A 23,176-nucleotide genomic window follows, 5' to 3' on the forward strand; every position below is an offset into this window, starting at 1 on the left:
GCAGGTTCAGTTGGCAGGTGAAGGCGCGTTGCGCTGGCGGCGTCCTTCGAAAATGCCGAGCGTAAAAACCGTCAGCATGCCGCTCGCGATGGCGAGCGGCCAGAGCAGCACGTCGTTGCCGAGACGCGCCATCGCCGCGCCCGCGATCAGCGGACCGACGATCGAGCTGCCCGTGAACGCGAGCGACACGCGCCGCATGTTGCGCACGAGCGCGTCTTTCTCGCCGGCGGCGGCCGCGTACATGCCGAGCGTGATGAAGGCGCTGTTCATGCCGCCCGCGAGAAAGGCGCTCGCGGCGAAGCGCCAGGACGTGGGCGCGGCGAGCGCGAACGCGACCAGGGCGAGCGTGCTCGTCATCGCGCAGAGGACCACGGTTTTGCCGAGGCCCGCGCGGTCGGCCATCCACCCGACCGGGAATTGCAGCGCCATGCCGCCGAGGCCGACGCAGGCGAGCAGGACGGTGGTCTGGGTGCCGGTCATGCCGCGCGCGGCGGCGTAGAGCGGGAACAGGCCGTAGAGCGCGCCGTCGCTGAGGCCGCCGACGGCGACCACCACCATGCCCAGCGCGACGAGCGCGCTGACCGGCATGGAGCGCGCGTTGCTTTGGCCCGGCGTTTCGCGCGCGGGCGGCGCGACTGCTGGCCCGATGGGCGACCCGGAAGCGGTCAGCCACAGCGGAATCGCGGCGGCCAACGTGAAGGCCAGGCCGGCGACGATCGTCACGGAACCGGCGGGCCCGCACCACGCGGCCAGCGCGGGCGCGACGACGCCCGCCGCCGCGATCAGGGTTTCATGCACGCCGACCGCGCGGCCGCTGAGCGCATCCGGCACGAGTCCGTAAAGCCAGGATTCGTTGGCGATCCAGCGCAGGCCGATCCCGAGACCCATCAGCATGCCGGGCGCGATCCACCACGGCCAGGACAGCCACGGCACCGTCGCGAAGGCCGCGATGCTGGCCGCGAGTCCCAGCGAGACCGTGTATTTAGCGCCGATGCGTGCGACCAGCGCGGGCGCCGCCATCAGCCCCGCGAGCATGCCGATCCATTGCGACGCCGCGAACAGCCCGGCGCGCGGCGCGTCGAGCCCCTGATGCGCGAGCCAGACCGGCAGCACGATGAAGCCGAGGCCGAACTGGCCGATCTGCGCGAGCGTCGAGACGGCGGTCAGCGCGGCGATCGCGCGCCAGCGCACCGCGGGTGCAGCTTCGTTCACGGCGCGCTCCCGGCGGGCATCGGCAGCCCGGTTTCGCGGCATTCGATCGGACAGCCCGCTTTGAGGCACGGGCCGTCGTCGCAGAAGCGGCAAAGCTGCATCGCCTGCGCGGCGTCGCGTGTTTCGTGCCAGAGCACCTTGATCAGCAGCGCTTCGAGCTGCTGTCGCTCGTTGCCGTCGAGATGGCCGACGATGCGCGTGAGCAGTGCGTCGCGCGCACGTTGCAGGGCCGCGACTTCGCGGCGGCCGGCGTCGGTTAGCGCGAGGGCGACGGAGCGTTTGTCGACACCGGGCCGTTTTTCGACGAGACCGGCGTCGACCAATGCCGCGACGGCGCGCACCGCCGCCGGATGCGAGAGCGCGACGGCGTCGCGCAACAGTTCGATCGATGCGTCCGGATACTGGCCGATGGCGTTCAGCATCGCCCGCGCGGTGGGGCCGGCGAGTGCCGCCACGGAATCGAGCGCGACCATGTCGTCCATCACCAGCACGGCGAGCGCGCCGAGCAGGTTTTCCGTGCGCTGAGTCATACGTCTCCCAATACATGCAATCTGCACATATGCAGTTTGCACACATTTCGGGAGAAAGACAAGCACAAACAAAAGCCGTCGCGCAAGCGGCGAACGACAGCCGCAGGCCCAATTTTGCACACTTGGTATTGATGTACGACAACTTTGTGGTATGGTCGCGATCCCAAATATTGAAGCGATGACCGACGCCCCGTTGTGCAGGGGCTTGTAGCGCGTCGGCAATCCGCTCAGACCACCCCGACTCTCGCGACAGCTGAACCAATCGACCATGTTGTCTGACATTTCTGCATCAAGACGTAAATTCCTCCTGACGGCCGTGCTCGCGCTGCCGACCATGGGCGTCTTCGTCAACACGCTGAGCGCCGCCGAGGCCGCCGAAATGGCCGCGCCGGATCTGAAAACCTATCGTCCGGCGTTCTTTTCGGCCGAGGAATGGGCGTTCATGCTCGCGGCCTGCGACCGTCTGATTCCGGCCGACGGACGCGGTCCCGGCGCGCTGGAAACCAACGTGCCGGTTTTCATCGATCAGCAGATGCATGGCGATTTCGGCCGCGAGATTTATCTGCAAGGGCCGTTCAATACGCAGGCGCCGAAAGAGCTCGGCTATCAACTCCCGTACACGCCGCAGCAGATCTATCAGCGCGGCATCAAGCTGACCGATGCGTATTGCCGCCAGAAGTATCACAAGCGTTTCAGCGAACTCGACGCGGCGACGCAGGACGTCGTGCTGAAAGCGCTGCAGGACAACGACATTCACTTTGCCGACAGCGGCGAAAGCGCGCTCAAGGCCAGCCAGTTTTTCGGCGAGATGATTTCGGATGCGAAAAACGGCTATCTCTCCGATCCGATGTACGGCGGCAATAAAGGCATGAAAGCCTGGATTGCCATTGGTTTTCCCGGCGCCCGGGCGAGCTTCCTCGAATGGGTCTCGCAGCACAACGTGAAATATCCGCTCGGGCCCGTGAGCCTGAACGGACTTCGCGCTTGAGCGCAGGACTTTCGCGCGCGTGATCGCGTGACCGATCGCGAAGCACTCGCGTATTCAGAATCAACGAGGAACACCGTGGCAAAAATAACCAATGACGCAGTCGACGTCGTCGTCGTCGGACTGGGCTGGGCCGGCTCGCTCATGAGCATCGAACTCGCGCAGGCAGGCCTGAAAGTGCGCGCGCTCGAACGCGGCGAAGACCGCAGCAATGCCGACTTCGCGTATCCGAAGCCGGCCGATCAATACGCCTACGGCGTGCGCAACAAGATCATGGTGACGCCGCGCGACGGCGCGCTCACCGTGCGCCATTCGGCGCAGGATACGGCGCTGCCCACGCGCAAGTGGGGCGCTTTCGTGCCGGGCACCGGCGTGGGCGGTTCGGGCCTGCACTGGACCGGCGTGCTGATCCGTCCGACGCCGACCGACCTCAAGCTCAAGACTTACGCCGATCAGGCCTACAAGAAAGGCCAGCTCGAAGACGGCATGCAGGTGCAGGACTTCCCGTTCACGTGGGACGAGATCGAGCCGTACTACGACTTCTTCGACAAGGTCTGCGGCCTTTCGGCGAAGACCGGCAATCTGCGCGGCAAGATCATGCCGGGCGGCGATCCGTTCGAAGGTCCGCGTTCGAACCCGGCGCCGCTGCCCGCGCTCGAAGACACGCTGAACAATACGATGTTCGCCGACGTGGCGCGCAAGCTCGGCTATCACCCGTTTCCGAATCCTTCGGCGAACGTGTCGCGCGCGTGGACGAATCCGTACGGCAATCAGATCGCACCGTGCAATTACTGCGGCTATTGCAGCAAGTATCCGTGCCTGAATTTCTCGAAGGCGTCGCCGCAGACGGCGGTGCTCGACGCGCTCAAGCGCATGGATAACTTCTCGTACCGTGTGAACGCGAACGTGCTGCGCGTGGACATGCACGCCGACGGCAAGACCGCGAAGGGCGTGACCTACGCCGACGCGCACGGCAACGAAGTGTTCCAGCCCGCGAAGATCGTCGTGCTGGCGGGCTTCCAGTTCGTCAACGTGCGGCTGATGCTGCTGTCGGGCATCGGCAAGCCGTATGACCCGGTGAGCGGCAAGGGCACCATCGGCAGAAACTACGCATTCCTGAGTAATGGCGGCGCGACGCTGTTCTTCAAGGACAAGAATTTCAATCCGTTCGCCACGGCGGGCGCGACCGGCCAGATGTTCAACGACATTTCGCCGGGCAATTTCGACGGTCCGTCGCTCGGTATTCTCGGCGGCGCGAAGATTCACAGCTCGCAGTCGAGCGGCGCGCCGATCGGCACCGCGCTGCCGCACGGCACGCCCGCGTGGGGCAAGGGCTGGAAGGAAGGCATGCAGGACTGGTACGGCCATTCGATGAAGATCAGCATCACGACGAGCTGCATGTCGTATCGCGATCACTATGTCGATCTGGATCCGACCTACAAGGACCCGTGGGGGCAGCCGCTGTTGCGTATCACGTTCGACTGGAAACAGAACGAACTGAAGCTGCAGCAGCATCTGCGCAAGATCGTGCTCGATGTCACGAAGGAACTGAATCCGGACAGCTATTCGGAAAGCTTCCTCGCGATGGACTCGCACTGGGACATCACCAAATACGTTTCGACGCACAACGTCGGCGGCGCGGTGATGGGCGATTCGCCGGAAACGAGCGCGCTGAACCGCTATCTGCAAAGCTGGGACGTGCACAACGTGTTCGTGCCGGGCGGCAATGCGTTTCCGCAGAATTTCCAGGCCAATCCGACCGCGACCATCGGCGCGATCACGCTGTTCGCCGCTCGCGCGATCAAGGAACAGTACCTCAAGAACCCCGGTCCTCTCGTGCAGGCATGATCGTCATGAATTTCCTCAAGACCTTTACGTCCGCGGCTCTTGTGACGGCCGTGACGCTCGGCGCTGCGTTTGCCGCCGATTCGGCGCTGGCGCAAACCGGCGCGGCTGCGCAGAATCCGCAAAGCACGCAAGCCGCGCAAGCCGCGCTCATCAAGCAGGGCGAATATCTGGCGCGTGCGGGCGACTGCATGGCGTGTCACAGTGCGGTGGGCCGCAAGCCCTATACGGGCGGGCTGCCGATCGTGAGCAACATCGGCACGATCTATTCGACCAACATCACGCCGGGCAAGCAGAACGGCATCGGCAACTACACCGAGGCGCAGTTCGCCGCCGCCGTGCGCAAGGGCATTCGCGCCGACGGTTCGCATCTGTATCCGGCGATGCCGTATCCGTCGTACGCGAAGGTGTCGGATGCCGATATTCACGCGCTCTACACGTACTTCATGCAGGGCGTCGCGCCGAGCGACGATGCCGCGCCGGAAACCTCGCTGAGCTTCCCGTTCAACCAGCGTTGGGGCATGGCACTGTGGAACTGGGCATTCACGTCGGATAAACCGTTCAGCGGCCCGGACGGCGCGAGCGATCAGGTGCGCCGCGGCGCGTATCTGGTCGAGAGCCTCGGCCATTGCGGCAGTTGCCACACGCCGCGCGGCTTCGCGATGAACGAGAAAGCGCTCGACAGCAGCAACGCGTTGTTCCTCGCGGGCGGCCAGCTCAACGGCTGGAACGTGCCCGCGCTGCGCGGCATGTCGCGCTGGAGCCAGCAGGACATCGTCGATTATCTGCAGACGGGTCGCAACAGCCAGGCGGCGGTCGCGGGCGAAATGACGTCGGTGGTCTATCACAGCACCTCGCATTTGAGCGACGCCGATCTCAACGCGATTGCGGCGTATCTGAAGACCTTGTCGGCGTCGGAGACCGCGCAAGCGGCAGCGCCCACTGGCGCGAGCGCGACGACTGCTAAATTGACGGCGGCGCAGAATCTGACGCTCGGCGAGCGGCTCTATGTCGACAATTGCAGCGCGTGTCACTTCGTGAACGGCAAGGGCGCGCCGCGCGTGTTCCCGCATCTCGACGGCGCGACCGTGGTGAATGCGAAGGACCCGACCGGTCTTATCAACGTGATTCTCGCGGGCGCGCAAACGCCCTCGACGGCAAAGGCACCGTCGGTGCTGCCGATGCCGGGCTTCGCCTATCGTTTGAGCGACGACGAAGTGGCCGCGCTGGCGACTTTCGTGCGCGGCGGCTGGTCGAATCACGCGGGCGCGGTGGACGCCGGTCAGGTCGCGAAAGTGCGAAGCACAATGCACCACGATTGAGGTTTCAGCGATCCGCAGAAAGCGGCGCCGCGCGATGCGTGGCGCCGTTTTTTTTTAAAGCTTTTCGCACTGTTTCAGGGCATCTTCTGGTTTAAAAAGTCTGATGAAAAGACTTTTTAAACGACCTCTAAAGCAGCGCGCGATTATTGCCGTTATTGCAAGTATCTCAACGACCAATCGGCCACCGCCGGCACCCGCAGCATGCGCAATGTAACCGTACGGGCCAGCCTGCTGGCTGTCCTCGCCATCTTCTCGACGATGATTCTGCTGGGCGGGCTGATGGGCATCACTGCGCTGCATAGCGCGAATGGCAATACGCAATCGTTGCGGGAAATGGCGCGCCAAACCATTCTCGTCAACGATGCCTACAAGGACACCGCGCGCACGCGTTCGGCGCTGATGCGCGCCTACACCGCGCTCAAGGAGCGCAACGATACGGCCGGACGCGACGCCGCGCTCAAGAGCGCACAACGCACGCTGGATCTATCCGCGAGCGAAACGCAGGCGTTTCAGAAGGCCGTGCCGTTCGACGGCATGGACGCAACGCTCAAGGCAAGCCTGATCGATTCGTCGGGGCAACTCGCGACGAATCTCGCGCGTGCCCGCGATGCGCTCGCGAGCGGCGATACCGGCGCGTACGCTACGCTCAACGACAGCGCGATCACGTCATCGGGTGCGGCCTATTCGGCCAATGTCGAGCAATTTCAGCAACTGGCCAATCAGCTTTCCGAAACCGGCCTCGCGAACGCCAACACGCAGTATCAGTGGATCGTCGGCATGGTGGTGCTGGGCGTGAGTCTCGCGATGGCGCTGATCGTCGCCACGCATTTCGCGCTGCGCCGCGTGGTGTCGCAGCCGCTCGCGCTCGCGGCGGACGTGCTCGATCGCATCGCCTCGAACGACCTCACGGTGCAGGTGCCGCAAGCGAGCGGCAACGAAATCGGTCTGCTGTTCGCGGCGATGCAGCGTATGAAGTCGGGACTCACGCAGACGGTGGCCGGCGTGCGCGATAGTTGCGAAGCGATCCATACGGCCGCGCGCGAAATTGCGGCAGGCAATCTCGATCTGTCGAGCCGCACGGAACAGCAGTCGGCGTCGCTCGAAGAAACGGCGGCGAGCATGGAGCAACTGACGTCGACGGTGCGCCAGAACGCCGAGCATGCTCGCGAAGCCAGTACGCTCGCGGGCGGCGCGGCCGATCTCGCGCAGCAGGGCGGCGACGTGGTGAGCCGCGCCGTGCGCACGATGGCGGAGATCAGCGCGAGTTCGAAAAAGATCGCCGAGATCACGGGCATGATCGACAGCATCGCTTTCCAGACCAACATTCTTGCGCTCAATGCCGCGGTGGAATCGGCGCGCGCAGGCGAACAGGGGCGCGGTTTCGCCGTGGTGGCCGGCGAGGTTCGCACGCTCGCACAGCGTAGCGCAGGCGCGGCACGCGATATCAAGGAACTGATCGGCCAGTCGATCAACCGTGTGGAAAGCGGCAATGCGCTCGTGACGGAGGCTGGCAATACGATGGGCGAAATCGTCGGCGCCGTGCGTAATGTGGCGACGCTGATGGGCGAAATCACGACGGCCACGGCCGAGCAAAGCGACGGCATCGAACAGGTCGGTCATGCGGTGAGCCAGATGGATCAGGTGACGCAGCAGAATGCGGCGCTCGTGGAAGAAGCGGCCGCTGCGGCGGGGGCGCTGGAAGCGCAATCGCAGCGCATGCGCGAAGCGGTGTCGGTGTTTCGTCTTGCGCGTGCGTGATTACGCAAATCAGACGATGGCGGCTTAACGGGCTGCAATCGTCCGCGGTGTTTTACGTCGATTAATCGATACGTAATTCATTCGTGAGCAGTTTTAATAGCGCGTCCACTTTTGGAATCAGTTGCCGGCTCGCCGGCCAGACGAGGTAAAGCGGCAAGCCTTCGGTCGCATGCTCGGGCAGAATCTCGACCAGCTCGCCGCTGTCCAGTTCGTGCCGGATCAGCCACGTTGCCAGTTGCGCGACGCCGAGTCCGGATTTCACCGCTTCGACCTGCGCTTCCGCGCTGCCGAGTACCATCCGACCAGGCCGGTCGCGGTGCTCGGCCCCTGCGTTTTCGCTAAATCGCCAGGCGGAAATACCGCCATCCGCGCGCCCATATAACACGCGATCGAGTTGCATCAGCGATTCAATATCGCGCGGCACGCCACAACGTTTCAGATACGCAGGCGACGCGCAGAAAATCAGGCGCTCCGTGCCGAGGTGTCGGCGCGCGAGACCATCGGGTCCGTTTTGCGCGACGCCGATACGCACCGCAATATCAATTCCTTCTTCAATCACGTCGACGAACCGATCGGTGAACGTGACGCGCGGCGTCACTGCCGGATAGCGCTGTGCGTAACGCAGCAGCACGGGCATGACGCGGAATCGTCCAAAGGCGACCGGAAGATCGATGCGCAGGCGCCCGATCGGCTCCGATCCATGCGCCGCGAGAACAGCTTCGGCGTCGGCAAGTTCTTTGAGCACGCTCGAACAGGTGGCATAGAACGCGGTGCCTTCATCGGTCAGCGCGAGACGGCGCGTGGTGCGCGTGAACAGCTTGCAATCCAGGCGCGATTCCAGCCGGGCAACGGCTTTGCTGATAGCCGATGTCGTGAGATTGAGGCGGTCGGCGGCGGCGGTAAAACTGCCTGACTCCGCAGCGGCGACAAAGGCTTCGATGCCTTTCAGGCGCTCGGTGGGCAACACGGCAACCCCTTATTGTGGACTCGATGGAAACAATCGCTTGAAATATTGCCGCACGACTTTCTGGTGCGTCAATGATAGATTTCGAGGCCTTGAAACTGGAGGTGCTCGTGTCCACCACGTCGCGTACAACATCGGCCCAACACGGAACGGCGCCCGCACACGGCGCGCTGGCCGTGCTGCTGCTGGCTATTTCGGCATTCGTGATTGTCACGACGGAATTCATCATCGTCGGATTGCTGCCGGGTATCGCGCGCGATTTCGGTTTGTCCATTGCCAACGCGGGCCGTCTGGTCACGCTGTTTGCTTTCACGGTGATGTTATTCGGGCCGGTGCTTACCGGGCTCGTTTCGCATGTCGACCGAAAGAAGTTATTCGTCGCGCTGCTGTTTCTCTTTGCGTTTTCGAATGCGCTCGTCGCGATGGCATCGAACGTCTGGATCTTGGCCTTGGGGCGCGTGTTGCCCGCGCTCGCGCTGCCGGTTTTCTGGGGCACGTCGAGCGAAACCGCTGCACAACTTGCGGGTCCGGCGCGTAGCGGTAAAGCGGTTTCCAACGTCTATATGGGCATTGCGGCGGCGATGGTGTTCGGCATACCGGTTGGCACGCTCGTCGGCAATGCCGTGGGGTGGCGCGGTACGTTCTGGATTCTTGCCGCGCTTTCGCTGGCCATGGCGGTGCTGCTGTTGTTCGTGATGCCTGTGCTTCAAAAACCGGCGCGCCTTGAACTTGCCCATCAAATGCGCATTCTCAGGAATCCGATATTTCTCGCCAATCTCGTTCTTTCAGTTTTCGTTTTTACGGCGATGTTCACGTCTTATACGTATCTCGCCGATCTGCTCGAACGCGTGGCGCACATTCCCCGTCACGCCGTGGGCTGGTGGCTGATGGGCTTCGGCGTCGTGGGGCTCGCGGGCAACTGGATCGGCGGACATATGGTCGGCAAGGACCCGTTGCGCGCGACGCTCATCGCGGCGCTCGTGCTGGCAGTCGGCATGGCAGCATCGACGCTGTTGATCGGCAATGCGTTCATGCTCGTGATCGCTCTCGGCGTATGGGGGCTGGCGAATACCGCGCTCTACCCGATTTGTCAGGTTCGGGTGATGCGGGCGTCGGCGCATTCACAAGCGCTGGCGGGCACGCTGAATGTGTCGATGGCGAATGCCGGGATTGGACTCGGTGCGATCATCGGCGGTCTGACGATCAATAAGCTCGGCGTTGCCGATATTGGCTATGTGGCGGCGGCTATTGCTGTCGTGGCGGTTCTACTGGTGCCGTTGATTGCGCGCATGGGCGGCGAACGCGCTTGTTAACAGCGCGTCGCTTTTAATAAGCGTTCCGATCGCGGTTTTCAATCATGGTTTTCAAGCGTGGTTTTCCATCGCCACGCCTCGGGCTTCTTCAAGCAGCCAGTGTGCAAATGCCTGGAGCGGCCCGTCACTCGATTCGATCGGCTCGGGCAGTACGAGGCAAAAGTTTTTCGCCACACTCCCGGCGTCGGGCCACGGCGCAACCAGACGGCCTTCGGCCAGCTCCGCGCCGATATACAGACGCGGCACCAGCGCTACGCCGAGGCCCGCAAGCGCGGCCTCGATCAGCATCGCATGCAGATCGTAGCGGGCGCCAATCGCCGAATTCGTCAGCTCGATGCCGGACGCTTGCGCGTAGACCTGCCACGCATCCGGATTCTGCCGTCTATGCAGGCGCGGCATCGCATCGAGCGACGCGTTGTCACCCGCCTCCGCGAGCAGCACCGGACTGCACACCGGCACCAGCACTTCTTCCAGCAAATGATGTCGATGCATGCCCGCCCACGCAGGGTGATCGAAATGAATCGCGGCGTCGAAACCACTGCCTGCGAGCAGAAAAGGCTCCATGCATTCGGCGATATGCACGGTCACATTCGGGTGGCGCTGCTGAAAACGCTTGAGGCGGGGAATCAGCCAGCGCGTGGCGAAAGTCGGAATGGCCGCGATATCGATGCTGGCGCCTTCGGCCGGTTGCCCCATCAGATACAGACTGTCGCGCTCCAGCCGATCGAGAATCTCCCGGACCTGCGCCGCGTAGCGCGTGCCATTGGGCGCGAGCCGAACGCGATTACCCACGCGTTTAAACAGCGACACGCCCAGAAATGTTTCCAGCCGGGCGATCTGGCGGCTGATCGCGCCTTCGGTGAGCGCCAGTTCTTCGGCGGCACGGGCGAAGCTGCCGTGTCGGGCTGCGGCTTCGAAAGCGAGTAGCGCGGAATGGCTGGGAATCTTGCGGCGCACTGCGGTTCTCTCCGTTCTAGCGTGCTGAGGGTGTTGATCGTCAGCTTGATTAAATGTCATTGAAGGCTGACTTTATTTCGTTATCTATGCGGCAGACCCCAGATTACCATTACCAAACCGCAATGAATGCGCGCACGCTAATCCGTTTCGAAGGACCAACCGATGATCTACACCGTGGAATGCAGTTTCGCCGATCCGCATAGCGAGGCCGAGTGGAACGCCTTTTATAGCCTCGACAAATTGCCCGCGCTCATTTCGGTGACCGGCTTTCGCAGCTCACAACGATTCAAGGCGATGAGCGCGGGTTGCCCGGTTTATCTCGCCATGCACACGGTCGACAGTCTCGACGTGTTGACGAGCGAGGAATATCGCCAGAAAGGCGGCGGCAATTTCGCGAAGTGGCAGCAACACATTACGGACTGGCACCGGAATCTCTACAGCGATATTGGCCTCGCGCCCGCAGTGAAAGCCGATGAATGGCTCGTGCTTAGCGCAAACGGCCCGGATCCGCTGATTCAGTTGGGCCTGAAACCCTTGGCGATGCAGGCCGTGGCCCTGGAGAGGTTTCCGGAGAAGCGCTGGCTCGCGGTGCTGCCTCGGAGCAATGCGCCGCGCGCGGAGGATTTGCCCGCAGGCATCTATCTTTACGCACCGATGGCCGATCAATTGACCAGCGCGCGTGCGATATCGTCCGGCCAGAAAGACTGAGCATCGCGATGCCCAACCTGACTTTCCATATTCGCGCGGACCGGATGCCGTCCGATGCGCAGCTTGGCGAACTGTCGCGCGATTGCGTCGAACTCTGCACCGAGAAACTCGAAGCGGAAATCGGCAATGTTCACGTGATTTATTCCGCCGTTCGGCATGGATACGGCCAACCCGTTTTCGCGGAAATCCGGTATCGGCTCAACGCGTTTCGTACTGCAGCGGTCATGGACCGCTTCATGGAAAGTCTCGACGGCGCGATTACCCGGCGTACCGGCCTCAAGGCGCGTATTCGTTGTTTTGGTTACGCGGCTTCGACGATTCACGCACGCAATTAGGCAGTCTGGAGAATCAGGATGTCCACGCAATCTTTTCCCAGTCATCAAGCAGGCGATTTCATGATCCACGCCATCAGCGACGGCTATCTCAATGCCAGCCTCGATTTCCTTTCGAATATCGACGCGACCGAAGCGTCGACAATGCAGCGCGACGCCGGTGAGCAAACGCCGACTGCCGTGCATATCAATTGCTATCTTCTGCGCGGAGCCAGGCGAATTATTCTTGTCGACGGCGGCGCTGGCGGCATCAAGCAATGGGGCGGACGCCTTCAAGATAACCTGTTGCTTGCCGGTATCGAGCCGTCGGCGATCGACACCATTCTGCTCACGCACGCGCACCCCGATCACGTCGGCGGGCTGGTGAATGCCGATGGACGCATGGCTTTTCCCAACGCTGAACTCGTGGTGAACACGCGAGAAATTCGCTTCTGGCAAGACGATGCGAATCTGGCGCGCGCCAGCGAACGCGCGCGCGGAAACTTCGAAATCGCGCGCCGCGTATTCGACGCTTATGGCGATATCCGCGCGTTCGACGCAGGCGAAGTGCTGCCCGGCATCCGCGCGATGCCGCTACCGGGGCATACGGAAGGGCATACGGGCTATATTGTCGAAGCGCGCGAACGCAGTCTGCTGATCTGGGGCGACGTGGTGCATTTTCCGCATATTCAGATTCAGCGTCCCGATGTGTCGATCGCATTCGATCAGGATGCTTCGCTCGCGGCGAGCACGCGTTCGCGTTTGCTGGACGTGGTCAGTTCGGAAGGGCTGTTAGTCGCCGGGATGCATCTTGGCGAACTCGGCTTTGCGCGCATTGCGCGAAAGAAAGGGGGCTATGACCTGCGCTATGAGCGCGAAGCCATGCCCCCGCAAGCGGTTCGGCAAGACGCGCCGAACGCGCTTTAGAAGTTGAATTCCGCCGACATCAGCAACGTGCGCGGCGCGGCATTCGTCACATACGTGCCTTGCTGAATCCAGTAGCGGCTGCCGAACAGATTCTCGACATTCGCACGCAGCACCACGTCCTTGCCGAGCACCTGCATGCCGTAACGCACGCCGACGTCATAACGTGTCCACGCCGGCAGACGCAGCGTATTCGTCGCGTTGTAGTATTGCGCGCCCGTATGAATGATGCGGCCGTTCACGCTCAGGCCCGGAATCCACGGCAGATCGTAATCGGCGCCGAGATTGAAGGCGAATTTGGGCACGCCCGCGGGATCGTGGCCGTCGTTCGTGCCGCCCGCGGTGCCCTGGAGTTTCGGATCGTAGAACGTCGCGCTCGCCATCAGACGCAGATTGCGGAACACCTCGCCGTACGCGGCCAGTTCGAGACCGCGAACGCGTGTCGTGCCGTCGTAACCGTAGATGTTCGTGAGCGGATTCGTCACGCCATTCGGCTGCGAAATCTGGAACACCGACACCGAAGTCAGCACGCGTCCCCAATCGGCTTTCACGCCCGCTTCATATTGATTGGACTTGTAAGGCGCGAACGCCTGACCCGCGTTCGCCGTGCCGGCCGGTGCGGTGCCGCCGTTCGTCAGACCCGATGTGAAATTGCCGTACACGGAAATATTCGACAGCGGCTTGATGACAATGCCCGCGAGTGGCGTGATCGCCTGCTGATCGAGCGTGCTCGTGCGCGCGCCCGTCGACGTGTTGTAGTTGTCGAGGCCAATCGTTTGTCGACGGAAGCCGCCGGTAATCAGCAGCCGGTCGTTAAACAACGACATCGTGTCGATCACCTGCTGGCTGTTCAGGCGCGTCTGGCTGCTGCGCTGCATGTCGCCGCGCGCGGTGGTCATCGCCGGAAGCGGAGTGGGGCTGTACAGATTCGACGGCACCGCCGAAGACGTTGCGCCCAGCGCGTAGAAATAGCCGATTTCCTGATTCAGGCTCGTGAAGCCCGTGACCAGCGTGTGCTTTACGCCGAAGGTGTCGAAGTGAAAACGCAGCCCGGCGTCCACCGATTTCGTGCGCGTGTATTGGTCGTAATAGCCGTTGCGCACGCTGAACGTGCCGTCGTTCGTCATGCCGCTCGCCGACGGGAAGTTCTGCTCGGAAGTGCCGTAATGCTCGCCCACGGCGCCATACACGGTCACGTGATCGTTGAAGTCGTATTCGGCGCGCGTCATCACGGCCGTGTCGCGCAGTTTGAGCTTCGAGCCGGGATACAGATTGTTGTACGCGGACGGCACGGCGGGCACGGCCGTCGCGGTGCCGAAGCCAATTTGCGAGCGCAGTTCGTCGGTGTTTTCGGAAACGTTATACGCATCGAGCGACCAGCGGAATTGTTTGCTGCGGTAATCGAGCGCCACGGAGCTATCGCCCTGAAGCTGATTGCCGTGCGCGATGCCGGTCTGGCCATCCTTGATCTGGCCGTTCACGCGAATGCCGAACTGGCCTTCGCTGCCGAAGCGGCGTCCAATATCCACCGCCGTGCCGAACTGGCTTTTCGACTGATAAAGCGCGGTGAGACGCGTAAGCGGTTCGTCGTCGGCGCGCTTGGTGACGATGTTGATCGCGCCGCCGACGCTGCCGCCAGGACCCATGCCGTACATCAGCGAGCCGGGGCCTTGCAGCACCTCGACACGTTGCAGCAGATTCACCGGCACGCGCGCGGCCGAGACCATGCCGTACAGACCGTTGAGCGCGACGTCGGTGGCTTGCACCGCGAAGCCACGAATCTCGAACACATCGCCGAAACCGCCGCTGCTCTGTTCGGTGCGCACCGAGGCGTTATTCACCACGAGATCGCCGATCGTGCGCGCCTGCGTGTCCTGAATGAATTGCTCAGTATAGTTAGTCGTGCTGAACGGCTGGTCCATGACATTGGACGTACCCAGCACGCCCAGCCCACCGCCGCGCGCGACCTGGCCGCCCGCATAAGGCGCGGGCAGCGCGCCCGGCGCCGAGGTGCTCTTGACGACCACCGCGGGCAGGACCGCGTTCGCGTCCGCTGAGGCGTCGCCCGGCTTCGTGGTGGTTTGTGCGTGCGCCGCGCCCGATAGCGCGGCCGTGGCGATCACGCCGAAAGCAAGCGTGTGGATTGCGCGAGCGACTGCGGTGCGCTGGCTGCCCGGCGCGTGAAATTCCCGTTGAGACATGGTGTGTCGATTGTTGTTAGAGAAAAAGGGCGCGCCGGTGCATCGCGCATCAGAATGCGAATCATTATCAATTGTAAGATAGATGCGAGATGAATGCAGCAAATGTTTACAAATATTGTTGTCGATACAACACCGTCGTATGCGCCTTCTTGATGCGCAAAAAGTTGACAATCAGGCGACAAAAGTTGCGTCCGAGTTTATTTTTGACAAAGGAAACTTTCGTGTACTATCAGGACACCTTTTCCTGAATCGACTCATTACGCATGCCGCGAAAACCCGCCACTGCTGCGAAGTCCACGAAAATCCGTGCCGAGGATGAACTCGCCGAAGCCGTGCGCCGACCCACGGGTCCGCTGCGGCCCGTGCGCGACGACATCAATCTTGGCGAGCGGCTGCGCACGCTGCGCAAGGCGCGCGGACTCTCGATCGAGCAGGTGGCCAACAGCGTCGGCGTGACCAAGTCGTTTCTGAGCCGGTTCGAGCGCGACGCGGTGTCGGCGTCCGTCGCCACCCTGCTTAAAGTCTGCGATGCGATCGGCGTGCGTCCGGGCACGCTGTTCGATCCGCCCGCGACCAACCTCGTGCGCGCGGGCGAAGGCCGGCCGATCAGCCTGGGCGGCGAGGGCATGCACGAGTATCTGATCGCGGGCGTGGGCAACGAGCATCTGATGGCGCTGTTGTCCGTCATCGAGCCGGGCGGCGGCTCGGGCCCGGAGCCGTACAAGCTCAACGCCGCCGTCGACTTCGTGCATCTGAAGGAGGGCGAACTCGACATGGTGGTGGACGGCGAACTGTATTCGATGAAAGCCGGCGACACGCTCACGTTTCCGCCGACGCTCGCGCACACGTGGCGCAACCCGTCGCAGACGCAGCCCGCCGTGGCGGTCTGGGTCATCGCGCCGCCGATCTGACGAGTCCGCCATGCGACGACACGCCCCGAGCGCGCACGAAAGCGCGAACCTCGACCGCATCGACCACGCGATTCTCGACGTGTTGCGCCGCGACGGGCGCGTGACGTATCAGCGGCTCTCCGAACTCGTCAATCTCACGCCGCGTCCGTGCCTCGAACGCGTGCGCAAGCTCGAAAAAATGGGCGTGATTGCGGGTTACGGCGCGCTGATCGACATGCGCCGCGTAGCGCCGTGCCTCACGCTGTTCGTGCAGGTGGCGCTGTCGAATCAGAGCGGGCGCGCCGCGCAAACCGCCTTCGAAGCCGCGCTCGCGAGCGCGCCGTGGGTGCTCGACGTCTATCTGGTGAGCGGGCAGTTCGATTATCTGATTCGTATGGAGTGCCGCGACATGCATCACTACCGCGAGCTGACCGAAACCTGGCTCGACGACGCACGCTTTCATATCGACAAGATCGCCAGCAGCCCGGAGCTGGCAGCAATCAAGCAAACGCTGGCGTTCTAAGGTTTTTATGGGGCACTCCATTTCTTTTTCCGAACTGATTGATTCGTCATCCGAATTAAATGATGCGACGGAATCGGTCGTCAAGCGCGTAACTGCGACGCAAATGCGCTGCCGTGACGACGTCCTTCGACATGACTCGCGGTTTATGCGCCGCAATAATTGACGCCGGATTCCAGCGAGAAACCGCTAACCAGATCGATACCGTTAGCACGCCAATACCTGCGCGGTGCGCCTTGATGCGCCGCCCCGAAATCCATCCAGCAAGCCACCTCACGAGACCGACGATGAAACGCTACGCCCGCCTACTGCTGATTACCGCCGCCTGCGCCACTTTTGGTGCGCCGCTCGCGCACGCGAAAGAATGGACCCAGGTGAATGTCGCCACCGACGCCACCTTCCCGCCGTTCGAATCCGTCGCGCCCGACGGCAGCCTCACCGGCTACGACATCGACCTGATTCACGCGCTCTGCGATCGCATGCAGGTGAAATGCAACGTCATCAACGCGGCGTGGAGCGGCATGTTCCCCGGTTTGCTCGGCAAGAAATACGACGCGCTGATCTCGTCGCTCAATATCACCGAGGAACGCAAGCGCGTGATGGCGTTCACCGACGTCTATGAATTTCCGGTCTATCGCTTCGTCGGCCCGAAGAGCGAACATCTGGCGATCACACCCGAGGGACTGAAGGGCAAGACGATCGCCGTGCAGACGGGCACGCCGATGGACAACTTCATCACGCAGCGTTTCGGCAATGTGGCGACGATCAAGCGCTACGAGTCGGGCAGCGAGCCGTATCTCGATCTCGCTTCGGGCCGCGCCGATCTGCACTTTTCGTATCAGGCGCAGATCGATTCGAGCTTTCTCTCGAAGCCTGAAAATGCGCAGCGCTTTGGCCTGATCGGTCCGGCGTACACGGGCAAGGACAGCCAGGCGCTGGGCGAGGGTGTGGCGATCGCCGTGCGCAAACAGGACGACGATCTGCGCCTGAAGTTCAACACGGCGCTCGCGCAACTGCGCAAGGACGGCGAACTCAAGAAGATCAACGACAAGTGGTTCGGCGCCGGTTCGAACGTCACGCAATAACGCTTACTCGTTTTCAGTTTTCATTCAGACCATGATTGCGGAATACACACGCTCGGTCCTGGCAGCCGGTACGGTGACGCTCGCGCTGGCGTTCGCTTCCATCGTGCTCGCCACCGCGTTCGGCATGATCGGCGCGCTCGCCAAACTGTCGGGCAAGCCACGCGTGGTGTGGTTGGCCACGCTCTATACGACGGTGGTGCGAGGTATTCCGGATCTCGTCATCATGTTCATCGTGTTTTACAGCTTGCCGGGCGCGATCAATCAGATGCTCACCGCGCTCGGCAGCGACGCCAATTTCGAATTGAATCCTTTCGTTGCGGGCACGCTCACGCTCGGACTGATTTTCGGCGCGTATATGACCGAGACGTTTCGCGGCGCGCTCCAGCGTATTGCGCGCGGTCAGTCCGAAGCGGGCTACGCCTACGGCATGACCGCGTGGCAGGTGTATCGCCGCATTTTGTTGCCGCAGATGGTACGTCTGGCGATTCCCGGTTTCACCAATAACTGGCTCGTGCTCGTGAAGGGCACGGCGCTGGTGTCGCTGATCGGTTTGCACGATCTGATGTTCCGCGCGCGCGGCGCAGCGGAAGCCACGCGCGAACCGTTCACGTTCTACGTGCTGGCGGGCGTGTTCTATCTGATCGTGACGATCGTTTCGCTGATCGCGCTGCATTATGTGGGGCGTCGTTTCGCCGTCGGCGCACGCGAGGTGCGCGCATGAACTGGGATCTTATCTGGCTCAACGCGCCGATGTTCCTGCACGGCCTGCTGCTCACGCTCTGGCTCGTATGTGCTTCGGTGTTAATCAGTTTCGTGATCGCGGTGTTGCTGGCGATCGCCCGCGTGTCGCGCAATCGCTGGGTCGCGTGGCCGGTTGCGGGCTACACGCTCGTCATGCGCGGTACGCCGCTGCTCGTGCAGCTTTTCATCGTCTATTACGGGCTCGCGCAATTCGCGTGGATGCGCGATTCGTCGGTCTGGCCGTGGTTTTCGAACGCCACGTTCTGCGCGATCTTCGCGTTCGTGCTCAACACCACCGCCTATAGCACCGAGATCTTCGCGGGCGCGATCCGCACCGTGCATCACGGCGAAGTGGAAGCGGCGCAAAGTTTCGGCATGAGCCGCGCGCTGGTGTATCGGCGCATCGTATTGCCGTCGATGTTGCGCGCCGCGCTTTCGCAATACAGCAACGAAGTCATCATGATGTTGCAGGCCACGTCGATCGCCAGCACTGTCACGCTGCTCGATATCACGGGCGTGGCGCGCTACGTCAGCATGAATTACTACATCTCGTTCGAGCCGTATGTGACGGCGGGCGCTTTGTATCTCGTGCTCACGCTTGCGCTCACGCGTCTTTTTCGACTCGCCGAATCTCGCTGGTTGCGGCATCTTGCGCCGCGTGCGCATTGAGGAACGGCATTCATGTCTCCGTTGTTGATCGACAGAATCGGCAAGCGCTTCGGCACGCATACGGTGCTCGACAGCGTGTCGCTACGTGCCGAACGTGGCGACGTTATTAGCATCATCGGTTCCAGCGGCTCGGGAAAAAGCACCTTGCTGCGTTGCTGCAATCTGCTCGAACAGCCAAGCGAAGGGCGAATTTACGTCAACGGCGCGGAGCTGAAACTGCGCCGCAACGCCCAAGGCGATCTCGAAAGCGCCGATAAGGCGCAATTGCGTGCCGTCCGCACGCGTCTCGCGATGGTGTTTCAGCACTTCAATTTGTGGCCGCATATGACCGTGCTGCAAAACCTCATTGAAGCGCCAATGCGCGTGCTCGGTGTGAAACGTCAGGAGGCGGTGGAGCGCGCGGAACATTATCTTCAGCGCGTGGGCCTCTACGAGAAGCGCGCGGCGTGGCCCGCGCATCTTTCCGGCGGACAGCAGCAGCGCGTGGCGATTGCGCGTGCGCTGGCCGTGGAGCCCGACGTGCTGCTATTCGACGAACCGACTTCGGCGCTCGATCCCGAACTCGTCGGCGAAGTGCTGCGTGTGATGCGCGATCTCGCCGCCGAACAGCGCACGATGATTGTCGTGACCCACGAAATGGGTTTCGCGCGCCAGGTCTCGAACAAGGTGGTGTTTCTGCACCAGGGGCGCGTCGAGGAAAGCGGCGATCCGCACAGCGTACTCGCGTCGCCGCGCAGCGAGCGGCTGCGTCAGTTTCTGAGCGGCGCGCTCAAGTGAGTCGTGCCGCCATCGCGTGAACATCGCGTCTGTATTGCGTGCAGCACCGGGCTGCAAGCACGCTATTTTTTAAGGAGTTTCCGTCATGTCCTCCCAACGTTTCAAGCAGTGCGATCTCTGGGGCGTGCCGTTCGACGGCGAGTCGTCGCTCGGCTATCCGGGCTCGCGCTACGCGCCCGAGCGCGTCCGAAATGCCGCGCGCTGGATCAATATGCGCATTCAGGATGGCAAGGTCTATTGCCTCGAAACCGATGATTTTTTCGAAGTCGGCGAAAACCTGCTCGTCGATCGTGGCGATGTGGCGGTGTCGAACGATACGCTGGCGACGTTCGCAGCGACCGAGGCGGCGGTGCGCGAATCGCTCGGCAACGGCCGCATGCCGATTGTGATCGGCGGCGACGACAGCCTGCTCTATCCGGTTGCGAAGGGCGTGCACGACGCACTGCCGGGCAAGATCGCGATTGTGCACTTCGACGCGCATCTGGACCTCATGGATTCGAGCGAGGCGCAAGGCCGTTACAGCCAGTCGAGCGGCATGCGTCGCGCGCTGGAGCTCGATCGCATCGACGCGCGCCAGTGCATTCAGGTTTGCGAGCGACATTTCAATTTTCCGGCTTCCGGCCGCTTCAAGCACGATAACGACCTCGTGCATCTATCGGCGCGCGAGGTACTCAAGCTCGGTCCCGCAGCCACGGTCGAACGCATTCTCGCGCGCACGCAGGGCGCGGATCATATCTTCCTCTCGTTCGATATCGACGCGATCGATCCGGCTTACGCACCGGGCGCTGGCGCGCACGAACCCGGCGGCATCAGCTCGGCTGAAGCGCTCGAAATGGTGGAAATGCTGGCGCCGCATTGCGTGGCGATGGCAATCACGGAAGTGAATCCGACCACCGATGTCGGCGACATGACTTCCACGCTCGCGGCTTATCTGGCGTTTTCGTTCTCCGTCTACGGCAGTCAGCGCCGCTAAGGTGCGTGAATTCGCGCGCATACAAGCGTATAAAAGCGCAGCCGAATCGGCTGAACAAGCGCGCGATAACGGCAGGGAAGGGGCGTGGCGGACGGCGAAATCGCAATGATCCGCACGCGGTATCTGGAAGAATAATCGGATCGTGGATCGCATAACGATCTGGATTCCAAATTAATTTTCCGCTCCGCCATGTCTCAACAAACCACCGATACTGTCCTGATGGTGCGCCCCGCGTGTTTCGCGTTCAATCCGGAAACCGCGCGCGACAATCTCTTCCAGCACGATGCGCCGCAGCGTGACGGCGTGCATCGCGCGGCGCTCGCGGAATTCGAGGCTTATGTCGATGCCTTGCGCGCGCGCCGCATCAACGTGCTCGTGGTCGACGACACGCTCGATCCGCCCACGCCCGACTCGATCTTTCCGAACAACTGGTGGTCGTCGCATGCGGACGGTTCGCTCGTGCTGTATCCGATGCGCGCGCCGAATCGCCGCGAGGAGCGGCACGGTCCGGTGCTCGGCGCGCTGGCGCGGCATGCGCAATGGCCGGTCACGGTCGATCTGAGCGGCTACGAGCGCGAAGCCGTTTTTCTCGAAGGCACCGGCAGCGTGGTGTTCGATCGCGATACGCGGCGCTGCTATGCGTGCCGTTCGCCGCGTACGCATCAGCAGGTGCTCGATGCGCTTACGCAATGGCTCGGCTACGAGACGATCGTTTTCGATGCCGTTGACGCGCGCGGCGCGCCCATCTATCACACCAACGTCATGATGTGGATTGGCACGGCGCTCGCGGGCGTGTGTCTCGATGCGATCACCGACGTGCAGGCGCGCCGCGACGTGCTGGCCAGTTTGCGCGCGGCAGGCAAGCACGTGATCGAACTGAGCGGCGCGCAACTGGCGGCGTTCGCGGGCAACATGCTCGAACTGCGCGACGGCGACGGCGCGCCGATGCTGGTGATGTCGCGCACCGCGTGGGCGTCGCTCGACGTCATGCAGCGCGCGACGATCGAAGCGCACGCGACGCCTGTCGTGGTCGATATCGCCACCATCGAGCACGTGGGCGGCGGCAGCGCGCGCTGCATGCTCGCCGAAGTTTTCGCGCCCACGGCGCGCGCATGAACGGAGCGCGATCATGATGATGGTACGGATGGCGCAAGCCGGCGACGCGCCCGCGTTGCTCGCGCTCGCGCGCAGTGCAGGCGTGGGCATGACGTCGTTCATGCCCGATTTCGCGATGATCGAGGCACGCATCGAGCGCAGCGTGCAGACGCTCGCGGGCACATTGCCGCTCGCGCAGCAAGGCTATCTGTTCGTGCTCGAAGACACGCTCGATGCGCGCGTGGCGGGCGTCTCGGGCATCGAAGCGGCGGTGGGGCTCGACGCGCCCTGGTACAACTATCGCATCGGGCGTTATCTGCATACGTCGCGCGGCGTGGGCGTGAGCAGCGACGCGTCGGCGCTCTTTCTGTCGAACGATCACACGGGGCACAGTGAATTGTGCACGCTGTTTCTCGCGCCGGAGTATCGGCGCGACGGCAATGGCGCGCTGCTGTCGAAGGCGCGTTTCATGTTTATCGCGGCGTTTCGCGAACGCTTCACGCAGACGCTCGTGGCCGAAATGCGCGGCGTCACCGATGCGCGCGGACGCTCGCCATTCTGGGACGCCGTGTGCCGGCCGTTCTTTCGCATGGAGTTCGCCGAAGCGGATCGCCTCGTCGGTTTGGGCCGCAAGTCGATCATCGCCGAATTGATGCCGCGTCATCCGCTCTATATGGCGCTGTTGTCGCGCGAGGCGCGCGCAGTGGTCGGTGAAGTGCATGTGCAGACTGCGCCTGCGCGCGCGTTGCTCGAATCGGAAGGACTGCGTTTTGCCGATTACGTCGATATTTTCGATGGCGGCGCGACCTTGCAGGGCGATATCGATCGATTGCGTATCGTGCGCGAAACTCGGCGGCAATCAATTGACGATGTGATGGCGCAGCCGACGCAAACACTGTTGATCGCGAACGATGCGCTCGACGCGTTTCGTGTGACGAAGGCGCAGGTCGGCGGGTCGATGCGTGCGCATCGCTCGGCCTTGCTGGAGACGTTGAATGTAGCGGAAATGGGCGCGGTGCGTACCGTGGGTTTGCGCCCCGCGCCCGCTGCCTGTGCGTGATGCGCTCAAACGGTGCAAAGGGGCGGAAGGCGCGCTTTTACGTGCGCTGTCCGCGCCTTGTCCGCGCCTTGTCCGTTAGGGCGAGCCGGGCATGCACGGGTGGCGCGCTTTTTGCGTCTGCATCGACATGAAACGTGAATCCGTTTGAAGCCCGAAGGAGAAACTCATGTTCCGTTCGTTTTTGACGACGCCCGAAATGTTGCTGCTGCTTTCCGATGAACCCGAGCAGATTGAGTTCGAGACTTTCGGGCCACCACGCGAGCGCGGTTTGTTCGCCCGTCTGCTGCGCCTGACCGGCTGGCGATGAAGCGGTCCAACTAAAGCGCACGCGCCGTC

Annotated in this window: 23 protein-coding genes; 18 read left to right on the plus strand and 5 right to left on the minus strand. The window is 62.6% G+C overall.

All coding sequences use genetic code 11. The annotated features are described in order from the left end of the window. Positions 1-6: 6 nt before the first annotated feature. Together SB764_RS22715 and SB764_RS22720 are read right to left on the minus strand one after the other, a co-directional pair. Positions 7-1,212: an MFS transporter gene (locus tag SB764_RS22715; protein ID WP_410864974.1), complete on the minus strand. Its 1,206-nt coding sequence runs from the start codon at positions 1,210-1,212 to the stop codon at positions 7-9. Next, positions 1,209-1,742 carry a MarR family winged helix-turn-helix transcriptional regulator gene (locus tag SB764_RS22720; RefSeq protein ID WP_074983469.1) on the minus strand — a complete coding sequence of 178 codons (534 nt, stop codon included), beginning with the start codon at positions 1,740-1,742 and terminating at the stop codon, positions 1,209-1,211. Before SB764_RS22720 ends, SB764_RS22715 begins: the two co-directional genes overlap by 4 nt. Positions 1,743-2,010: 268 nt before the next feature. Between SB764_RS22720 and SB764_RS22725 the strand changes: the two genes are divergently transcribed. From SB764_RS22725 to SB764_RS22740, 4 genes are all read left to right on the plus strand, one after another. Continuing rightward, complete coding sequence (locus tag SB764_RS22725) at positions 2,011-2,730, plus strand: gluconate 2-dehydrogenase subunit 3 family protein (RefSeq protein ID WP_410864976.1); 720 nt, start codon at positions 2,011-2,013, stop codon at positions 2,728-2,730. 75 nt (positions 2,731-2,805) lie between these two features. Then, a complete protein-coding gene (locus SB764_RS22730; RefSeq protein ID WP_065062551.1) occupies positions 2,806-4,575 on the plus strand; it encodes a GMC family oxidoreductase in 1,770 nt (589 codons plus the stop codon). A 5-nt stretch (positions 4,576-4,580) separates the two neighbouring features. After that, positions 4,581-5,894 (plus strand): c-type cytochrome, encoded by a 1,314-nt coding sequence (locus SB764_RS22735; RefSeq protein ID WP_410864978.1) that lies wholly within the window; start codon positions 4,581-4,583, stop codon positions 5,892-5,894. 201 nt (positions 5,895-6,095) lie between these two features. Continuing rightward, complete coding sequence (locus tag SB764_RS22740; RefSeq protein ID WP_074983475.1) at positions 6,096-7,652, plus strand: methyl-accepting chemotaxis protein; 1,557 nt, start codon at positions 6,096-6,098, stop codon at positions 7,650-7,652. Between the two features lie 61 nt (positions 7,653-7,713). On the opposite strand, the gene SB764_RS22745 is transcribed toward SB764_RS22740, so the two are convergent. Further along, positions 7,714-8,619, minus strand: a complete 906-nt coding sequence (locus tag SB764_RS22745; protein ID WP_410864980.1) for a LysR family transcriptional regulator — start codon at positions 8,617-8,619, stop codon at positions 7,714-7,716. 107 nt (positions 8,620-8,726) lie between these two features. Here SB764_RS22745 and SB764_RS22750 point away from each other — a divergent pair, with 107 nt between their 5' ends. Beyond that, entirely contained in the window at positions 8,727-9,929 is a 1,203-nt protein-coding gene (locus tag SB764_RS22750; protein WP_410864982.1) for an MFS transporter, read from the plus strand. A 51-nt stretch (positions 9,930-9,980) separates the two neighbouring features. Here the strand turns inward: SB764_RS22750 and SB764_RS22755 are convergent, their stop codons facing one another. Beyond that, positions 9,981-10,886: a LysR substrate-binding domain-containing protein gene (locus SB764_RS22755; protein ID WP_074983478.1), complete on the minus strand. Its 906-nt coding sequence runs from the start codon at positions 10,884-10,886 to the stop codon at positions 9,981-9,983. 162 nt (positions 10,887-11,048) lie between these two features. Between SB764_RS22755 and SB764_RS22760 the strand changes: the two genes are divergently transcribed. The 3 genes from SB764_RS22760 to SB764_RS22770 are packed head-to-tail and all read left to right on the plus strand — an operon-like array spanning position 11,049 to position 12,832. Continuing rightward, a complete protein-coding gene (locus SB764_RS22760; RefSeq protein ID WP_410864984.1) occupies positions 11,049-11,594 on the plus strand; it encodes a sugar ABC transporter in 546 nt (181 codons plus the stop codon). 8 nt (positions 11,595-11,602) lie between these two features. Further along, entirely contained in the window at positions 11,603-11,929 is a 327-nt protein-coding gene (locus SB764_RS22765) for a hypothetical protein (RefSeq protein WP_183715113.1), read from the plus strand. 18 nt (positions 11,930-11,947) lie between these two features. Further along, complete coding sequence (locus SB764_RS22770) at positions 11,948-12,832, plus strand: MBL fold metallo-hydrolase (protein WP_410864986.1); 885 nt, start codon at positions 11,948-11,950, stop codon at positions 12,830-12,832. Here SB764_RS22770 and SB764_RS22775 read toward each other — a convergent pair. Continuing rightward, positions 12,829-15,030 (minus strand): TonB-dependent receptor, encoded by a 2,202-nt coding sequence (locus tag SB764_RS22775; RefSeq protein ID WP_410864988.1) that lies wholly within the window; start codon positions 15,028-15,030, stop codon positions 12,829-12,831. The two genes, SB764_RS22770 and SB764_RS22775, sit on opposite strands and share 4 nt — an antisense overlap. A gap of 263 nt (positions 15,031-15,293) precedes the next feature. Here SB764_RS22775 and SB764_RS22780 point away from each other — a divergent pair, with 263 nt between their 5' ends. From SB764_RS22780 to SB764_RS22825, 10 genes are all read left to right on the plus strand, one after another. Further along, positions 15,294-15,941: a helix-turn-helix domain-containing protein gene (locus tag SB764_RS22780; protein WP_080180517.1), complete on the plus strand. Its 648-nt coding sequence runs from the start codon at positions 15,294-15,296 to the stop codon at positions 15,939-15,941. A gap of 10 nt (positions 15,942-15,951) precedes the next feature. Beyond that, a complete protein-coding gene (locus SB764_RS22785) occupies positions 15,952-16,443 on the plus strand; it encodes an Lrp/AsnC family transcriptional regulator (RefSeq protein ID WP_065062500.1) in 492 nt (163 codons plus the stop codon). Positions 16,444-16,727: 284 nt separating this feature from the next. After that, complete coding sequence (locus SB764_RS22790) at positions 16,728-17,525, plus strand: transporter substrate-binding domain-containing protein (protein ID WP_074983488.1); 798 nt, start codon at positions 16,728-16,730, stop codon at positions 17,523-17,525. 31 nt (positions 17,526-17,556) lie between these two features. Continuing rightward, positions 17,557-18,246: an ABC transporter permease gene (locus tag SB764_RS22795; protein ID WP_183039675.1), complete on the plus strand. Its 690-nt coding sequence runs from the start codon at positions 17,557-17,559 to the stop codon at positions 18,244-18,246. Beyond that, a complete protein-coding gene (locus SB764_RS22800; RefSeq protein ID WP_410864991.1) occupies positions 18,243-18,935 on the plus strand; it encodes an ABC transporter permease in 693 nt (230 codons plus the stop codon). Before SB764_RS22795 ends, SB764_RS22800 begins: the two co-directional genes overlap by 4 nt. A 12-nt stretch (positions 18,936-18,947) precedes the next feature. After that, entirely contained in the window at positions 18,948-19,712 is a 765-nt protein-coding gene (locus tag SB764_RS22805) for an ABC transporter ATP-binding protein (RefSeq protein ID WP_322007264.1), read from the plus strand. An 85-nt stretch (positions 19,713-19,797) separates the two neighbouring features. Further along, positions 19,798-20,685: an agmatinase family protein gene (locus tag SB764_RS22810; protein WP_410864993.1), complete on the plus strand. Its 888-nt coding sequence runs from the start codon at positions 19,798-19,800 to the stop codon at positions 20,683-20,685. 189 nt (positions 20,686-20,874) lie between these two features. Continuing rightward, entirely contained in the window at positions 20,875-21,801 is a 927-nt protein-coding gene (gene ctlX / locus SB764_RS22815; protein ID WP_321904817.1) for a citrulline utilization hydrolase CtlX, read from the plus strand. A gap of 13 nt (positions 21,802-21,814) precedes the next feature. Continuing rightward, the gene (astA, locus tag SB764_RS22820; protein WP_410864996.1) at positions 21,815-22,840 is read left to right on the plus strand and encodes an arginine N-succinyltransferase; all 1,026 of its coding nucleotides are present in this window, start codon (positions 21,815-21,817) and stop codon (positions 22,838-22,840) included. A gap of 166 nt (positions 22,841-23,006) precedes the next feature. Then, positions 23,007-23,147: a hypothetical protein gene (locus tag SB764_RS22825; RefSeq protein ID WP_410864998.1), complete on the plus strand. Its 141-nt coding sequence runs from the start codon at positions 23,007-23,009 to the stop codon at positions 23,145-23,147. Positions 23,148-23,176 lie beyond the last annotated feature (29 nt).

This window comes from Paraburkholderia sp. SIMBA_027, assembly GCF_046535315.1.
GTDB lineage: Bacteria > Pseudomonadota > Gammaproteobacteria > Burkholderiales > Burkholderiaceae > Paraburkholderia > Paraburkholderia tropica.